Source organism: Sphingomonas radicis (assembly GCF_051400635.1).
Classification (GTDB): Bacteria; Pseudomonadota; Alphaproteobacteria; order Sphingomonadales; family Sphingomonadaceae; genus Sphingomonas.
Genome location: NZ_JBLFFG010000003.1, coordinates 379,264 through 385,525, shown reverse-complemented (window position 1 = coordinate 385,525; position 6,262 = coordinate 379,264). Strand labels below are relative to the sequence as shown.

The following is a 6,262-nucleotide window of genomic DNA, read 5'->3' as shown; positions in this document are numbered from 1 at the left end:
ACCAGACTGCGCCGATGGTACTATCGCCTAAGCGATGGAAGAGTAGGTCGCCGCCAGGCATTGCAGCCAGTGCGCATTCAAAGGACAAAACCCATTCACGAACTTATCCCCGTCAGGGGACCCGCGTTGGCGCGGGGTGGAGCAGTCCGGTAGCTCGTCAGGCTCATAACCTGAAGGTCACAGGTTCAAATCCTGTCCCCGCAACCAACGCCAAAACGATCAAAGGCCCGCAGGATCATCCTGCGGGCCTTTTTCGTGTTGGCGCGCCCTCGTACACGTGATCGCCGTTGACGGTCGTAGCCTGGCAACTGCATGCCGGGGCCGGCGTGGCAAGGGGAGCGGTATGGCGGGCTGGACGATCGGTATCATCGGCGGATCGGGGCTGTACGGCGTCGAGGGCATTGAGGATGGTCATTGGGTCCGCTGCGAGAGCCCCTGGGGAGCGCCATCGGACGAATGCTTCGTCGGGCGCGTCGGGCACGTCAAAGTCGTCTTCCTGCCCCGCCACGGCCGCGGACACCGGATCAGCCCCTCCGAACTCAACGTCCGCGCCAACATCGACGTGCTCAAACGACTGGGCGTGACCGATGTGCTGGCGATCTCCTCCGTCGGGAGCCTGGTCGAGGAGCGGCCGCCGGGGAGCTTCACGATCGTCGACCAGTTCATCGACCGGACCAAGGGGCGCCCTTCGAGCTTCTTCGGCAGCGGGATGGTGGCACATGTGTCGATGGCAGACCCGGTCTGCCCGCGGCTATCCGCGCTTGCTGCCGAGGCGAGCCGTGCGGCGGGCGCCGATACGCATGTCGGCGGCACCTATCTGGCGATGGAGGGGCCGCAGTTCTCGACTCGCGCCGAAAGCCATCTCTACCGCAGCTGGGGCTGCCATGTCATCGGCATGACTGCGATGCCCGAGGCCAAGCTCGCTCGCGAGGCCGAGCTTCCCTATGCGCTGGTCGGCATGGTCACCGACTATGACTGCTGGCGCGAGGGCGAGGAAGCAGTGGATGTCGCGCAGGTGATCGCACAGCTATCGGACAATGCCGGGAAGGCGCGGGCGCTGGTGATGCACCTGCTGCGTAGCCTTCCCGAAGAACGTCCTCCGTCGCCAATCGACACCTGTCTGGACACCGCGCTGATCACCGCGCCGCATGTCCGCGATCCGGCTCTGCTGGCGAAGCTCGATGCCGTCGCGGGGCGGGCGCTGGGCTGAGCTCGGCCGCCAGTTTTGACTCTTTCACGGAAACGCGATCAATCTCGTAATTTTATTTCGCGCCGCTAGGCATTCATCTGCGCTGTGAAAGATCAGGCGGCGTGTAGCCGCCGATCCAGGCAAGCAGACGAAATCCTATTCTTCAAGCGCTTTTTGCGGAGCCGCCGCCCGGCCGAGACCGGTGCGGCGGCCGCAAAGCCCTCCTCAGGCTGCGAGCTTGCGCAGCACGTAATGGAGGATGCCGCCGTTGAGGAAATACTCCAGCTCGTTGACGGTATCGATCCGGCAGCGGGTGAGGAAAGTCTCACTGCTGCCGTCGGCGCGGGTGAGCTTGACCTCGACGTCCTGGCGCGGGCGCAGGTCTGCGACACCGGTGATAGTGAAGGTCTCGCTGCCGTCGAGCTTGAGCGTCTCGCGCGTCACCCCTTCGGCGAACTGGAGCGGGAGCACGCCCATGCCGACGAGGTTCGAACGGTGGATGCGCTCGAAGCTCTCGGTGATCACTGCGCGGACGCCGAGCAGGTTGGTGCCCTTGGCCGCCCAGTCGCGCGACGAGCCGGTGCCGTACTCCTTGCCCGCGACGATCACGAGCGGCGTGCCGTCTGCCTTGTGGCGCATCGCTGCGTCATAGATCGGCATCACCTGGCCGCCGTACCTGGTCATGCCGCCTTCGACGCCCGGCACCATCTCGTTCTTGATGCGGATGTTGGCGAAGGTACCGCGGACCATCACTTCGTCGTTGCCGCGGCGCGCGCCGTAGCTGTTGAAGTCCTTGCGGGAGACCTGGTGCTCCTGGAGGAAGACGCCCGCAGGGCTGTCCGCCTTGATCGAGCCCGCCGGCGAGATGTGATCCGTGGTGATCGAATCGCCGAGGATCGCGAGCGGCTTGGCCTCGACGATGTCCTGCACCGGTGCCGGCGTCATCGACATGCCCTCGAAATAGGGCGGATTGTGGATGTAGGTCGAGCTGGCGGGCCAGCGATAGGTGTCCGAACCCTCGACCGTGATGCCCTGCCAGTGGCGGTCGCCCAGATAGACGTTGCCGTAGCGCGAGCGGAACATGTCGTCGTCGATGTTGGCGGCGATCAGCCCCTGGATCTCCTCGTTCGAGGGCCAGATGTCCTTGAGGAACACGGGGCCGTTGGTGCCCTGGCCGATCGGCGTCTCGTACATATCCTCGGTCACCGTGCCCTTGAGCGCATAGGCGACCACGAGCGGCGGCGAGGCGAGGAAGTTGGCGCGTACGTCGGGCGAGACGCGGCCTTCGAAGTTGCGGTTGCCCGAGAGGACCGAGGCGGCGACGATGTCGTTGCCGTTGATCGCGGCCGAGATGGGCTCGGCGAGCGGGCCCGAGTTGCCGATGCAGGTCGTGCAGCCATAGCCGACCAGATTGAAGCCGATCGCGTCGAGATCCTCGCTGAGGCCGGCCTTGTTGAGATAGTCGGTGACCACCTGCGAGCCCGGGGCGAGCGAAGTCTTGACCCAGGGCTTGCGCGTGAGGCCGAGCGCGCGCGCCTTGCGGGCGACGAGGCCGGCGGCGATCAGCACCGAGGGGTTGGACGTGTTGGTGCACGAGGTGATCGCGGCGATCACCACGTCGCCGTCACCGATGTCGTGGTCCTTGCCCTCGACCGGAACGCGCGCGGCGTGCTCCTTCTTGTAGACCTTGATGAGATCGCCGTTGAACACTTCGTCCACGGCATCGAGACCGACGCGGTCCTGCGGGCGCTTGGGGCCTGCGAGGCTGGGCTTCACCGTCGACATGTCGAGCTCGAGCGTGTCGGTGAACACCGGCTCGGGACTGTCGACGTCGTGCCACATGCCCTGCGCCTTGGCATAGGCTTCGACCAGCGCGATGGTCTCGTCGGGGCGGCCGGTGAGGCGCATGTAATCGAGCGTCTTGTCGTCGATCGGGAAGAAGCCGCAGGTTGCGCCATATTCGGGCGCCATGTTGGCGATCGTCGCGCGATCGGCGAGCGTCATCGAGTGGAGGCCCGGGCCGTAGAATTCGACGAAGCGGCCCACCACGCCCTTGGCGCGCAGCATCTGGGTGACGGTGAGCACCAGATCGGTGGCGGTGATGCCTTCCTGCAGGCTGCCGGTGAGCTTGAAGCCGACGACTTCGGGAATGAGCATCGACACGGGCTGGCCGAGCATCGCGGCCTCGGCCTCGATCCCGCCGACGCCCCATCCGAGCACGCCGAGGCCGTTGACCATCGTCGTGTGGCTGTCGGTACCGACCAGCGTATCGGGATAGGCGATCGTCGCGCCGTCGGGTGCCTGCGACGACCAGACCGACTGGGCGATATATTCGAGGTTCACCTGGTGGCAGATGCCGGTTCCCGGGGGGACGACCTTGAAATTGTCGAGCGCCTTCGAGCCCCATTTGAGGAACTCGTAGCGCTCGTTGTTGCGCTCATATTCGAGCTCGACATTCTGGCCGAACGACTGCGGCGTACCGAACTCGTCGACCATCACCGAGTGATCGATGACGAGGTGGACGGGGACCTGCGGGTTGATCTTGGCCGCATCGCCGCCGAGCTTGGTGATCGCGTCGCGCATCGCCGCGAGATCGACCACGCAGGGGACGCCGGTGAAGTCCTGCATCAGCACGCGCGCCGGGCGATACTGGATCTCGCGGTTCGAGCGCGCGTCCTTCTGCCAGTCGACGATCGCCTGGGCATCGTCCCTGGTGACCGTCACGCCGTCGTCGAAGCGGAGCATGTTCTCGAGCAGCACCTTCATCGAGAAGGGCAGGCGGCTGATATCGCCCAGCTTCTTGGCCGCCTTGGGCAGCGAATAATAGCTGTAGCTCTTGCCGCCGACGTCCAGCGTGTCGCGGGTGCCGAGCGTGTCGTTGCCAATGGCGGTCATGGGCGCGGGTTTCCTTCCCTGTCTGTCCGGTCCCGGGGCGCTCGGGGAGGCGGCAGAGGCCGCGCGGGCGCGCCGGAAGATGTGCGAATGCCAAGATTCGTGTGCGCCTTAGCGCGGGACTCGGGCGGGGGGAAGGGCGAGGGTGTCCAGAAGGCGAAGTGATCGGCGCCGGCACGGCTTCGGGGCAGATGTGCGCCGCGCGCAGCTTGACTCAGCTTGACTCGTTTACGGGTTTTGCGGGGCGGGTTGCCATGGGCGTGTCGCGGGATTGTGCGCGTGGGAAACGCAAGGGAATTCAAACCGCTCATTGCGATTATGCAGCAGGCGAAATCCTATTTTGCAAGGGTGTTAAGGGCGGAGGTTGCCAACCATTTGGTTGGGTTGGAGTCCAGGACTGACTCCCCTCCCTGCAAGGGAGGGGCGGGGGGTGGGTTGCGAGCGCAAGCGAGCATTTCAGCCGTTCGGGTGAAAGAAAAGACCGGGCATCGAGCCCGCTCTTTTCTACCCACCCCCGACCCCTCCCTTGCAGGGAGGGGAGAGAAAAAGTGGCCCCCGCTCAAATCCGCTCGTTGTCGGTTCGGGTTCCGGGGGCTGCGGGCTCGGCGAGTTGCTTTTCGCCCGCCAGCGCGTGGCCGATTTCGTCCTTGCCGATGGTGTCGAGGTGCATCAGCCGGGTGATCAGCCAGCTGACGGGAATCGCGGCCACGCCGATCAGGATCGTGCCCCAGCCGATCCAGCTGTAGACGACCAGAACCTGATCGGGGTTTGCGCCTTCGGTCATCTTGGCGATCTGCGCGGCGAGGAAATTGCCCGCTGCGGTGCCGAGGAACCAGGTGCCCATCATCAGCCCCACCATCGAGCGTACCGACAGGCGCGTCATGCTCGAAAGACCCACCGGCGAAAAGCACAGCTCGGCGGTGGAATGGAACAGGTAGAGCAGGACGATGAAGAGCATCGGAGTCAGTGCGTCGCCGCGCGCTGCGCCCCAGACAAGCACGACGAAGCCGAGGCCGACCTGTACCAGCCCGAGCGCGAACTTGAGCGATGCGCTGGGCTCGAGCCCGCGTTTGCCGAGCCACACCCAGAGCGCGCCGAACAGCGGCGCGAGCGTGATGATCCAGAAGCTGTTGACCGACTGGAACCAGCTCGCCGGCATTTCCCAGCCGAACAGGTGCCGGTCGACGCGTTCGTCGGTGAAGACGTTGAGCGACGAGCCGGTCTGCTCGAACAGCGCCCAGAACAGCGGCGAAAGCAGGATTAGATAGAGCGCGGCGAGGATGCGGTTCCGCTCGACCTTGGGTAGCGTGAACAGCCCGCGATAGAAGATATAGAGGAAGGTGATCCCGAAGCAGCCCAGCAGTAGCGTGCCGACCAGGCTCTCGTCGCGGATCAGCCACCAGGAGAGCGCAACGCCGCCGAGCGCGCCGAGATAGATCGTCCATTCGTGCGAGAGGCCGATGACGGTGCGGCTGCGGAGCATCGCCGGATCGATGGGCTCGCCCGCGCCGTGGAGCTCGCGACGGAAGAGGACGAATACCACCAGCCCGAGCAGCATGCCGATGCCGGCGGCCCCGAAGCCATAGGACCAGCTCACGCGCTCGCCGAGATAGCCGATGATGATCGGCCCGATCAGCGCGCCCAGGTTGATCCCCATGTAGAAGATCGAGAAGGCGCCGTCGCGGCGCACGTCGTCTCGCGGATAGAGCTGGCCGACGAGCACCGAGATGTTCGCCTTGAGGAAGCCGGTGCCGACGATGATGAAGGCGAGGCCGAGATAGAAGCCGTTGAGGTGGAAACCCTGCGCGCCCTGTGGCCCTTCCATCAGTGCGATGAACAGATGGCCGATCGCGATCAGCACGCCGCCGGCGAGCACGGCCTTGCGCGCGCCCAGATATTTGTCGGCAAGATAGCCGCCGATCACCGGCGCGATGTACACCATCGAGCCATAGGCGCCGTAGACCGCATAGGCGGGATCCTTGGCGAACAGAAAGTGCTTGGTCAGGTAGAAGACCAGGATCGCGCGCATGCCGTAGAAGGAGAAGCGCTCCCACATCTCGGCGAAGAACAGCATGTAGAGGCCGCGCGGATGGCCGAGAAACGTCTTGGCGTGGGCGGGGACGCCGCCGCCGGCTGAAGCTGTGGTGGCCATGCGACCGATGCACCTTTCGGATATTCTCA

3 protein-coding genes and 1 tRNA gene are annotated in these 6,262 nt (G+C 65.1%); 2 read left to right on the top strand and 2 right to left on the bottom strand.

Annotation, left to right across the window (positions count from 1 at the left end; translation table 11 throughout):
* Nucleotides 1-130 precede the first annotated feature (130 nt).
* Nucleotides 131-207, top strand: a tRNA-Met gene (locus tag ACMGDH_RS14290).
* Between the two features lie 136 nt (nucleotides 208-343).
* On the top strand, nucleotides 344-1,210 hold the full coding sequence (locus ACMGDH_RS14285) for an S-methyl-5'-thioadenosine phosphorylase (protein ID WP_436828627.1): 867 nt from the start codon (nucleotides 344-346) through the stop codon (nucleotides 1,208-1,210).
* Between the two features lie 204 nt (nucleotides 1,211-1,414).
* Here ACMGDH_RS14285 and acnA read toward each other — a convergent pair whose 3' ends face one another.
* Together acnA and ACMGDH_RS14275 are read right to left on the bottom strand one after the other, a co-directional pair.
* Complete coding sequence (acnA, locus tag ACMGDH_RS14280) at nucleotides 1,415-4,084, bottom strand: aconitate hydratase AcnA (RefSeq protein ID WP_436828626.1); 2,670 nt, start codon at nucleotides 4,082-4,084, stop codon at nucleotides 1,415-1,417.
* 556 nt (nucleotides 4,085-4,640) lie between these two features.
* Complete coding sequence (locus tag ACMGDH_RS14275) at nucleotides 4,641-6,233, bottom strand: peptide MFS transporter (protein WP_436828625.1); 1,593 nt, start codon at nucleotides 6,231-6,233, stop codon at nucleotides 4,641-4,643.
* Nucleotides 6,234-6,262: the final 29 nt, after the last annotated feature.

Coding starts and splice junctions, on each gene's coding strand:
- ACMGDH_RS14285 (WP_436828627.1), top strand. CDS start 344: ATGGCGGGCTGGACGATCGGTATCATCGGCGGATCGGGGCTGTACGGC.
- acnA (WP_436828626.1), bottom strand. CDS start 4,084: ATGACCGCCATTGGCAACGACACGCTCGGCACCCGCGACACGCTGGAC.
- ACMGDH_RS14275 (WP_436828625.1), bottom strand. CDS start 6,233: ATGGCCACCACAGCTTCAGCCGGCGGCGGCGTCCCCGCCCACGCCAAG.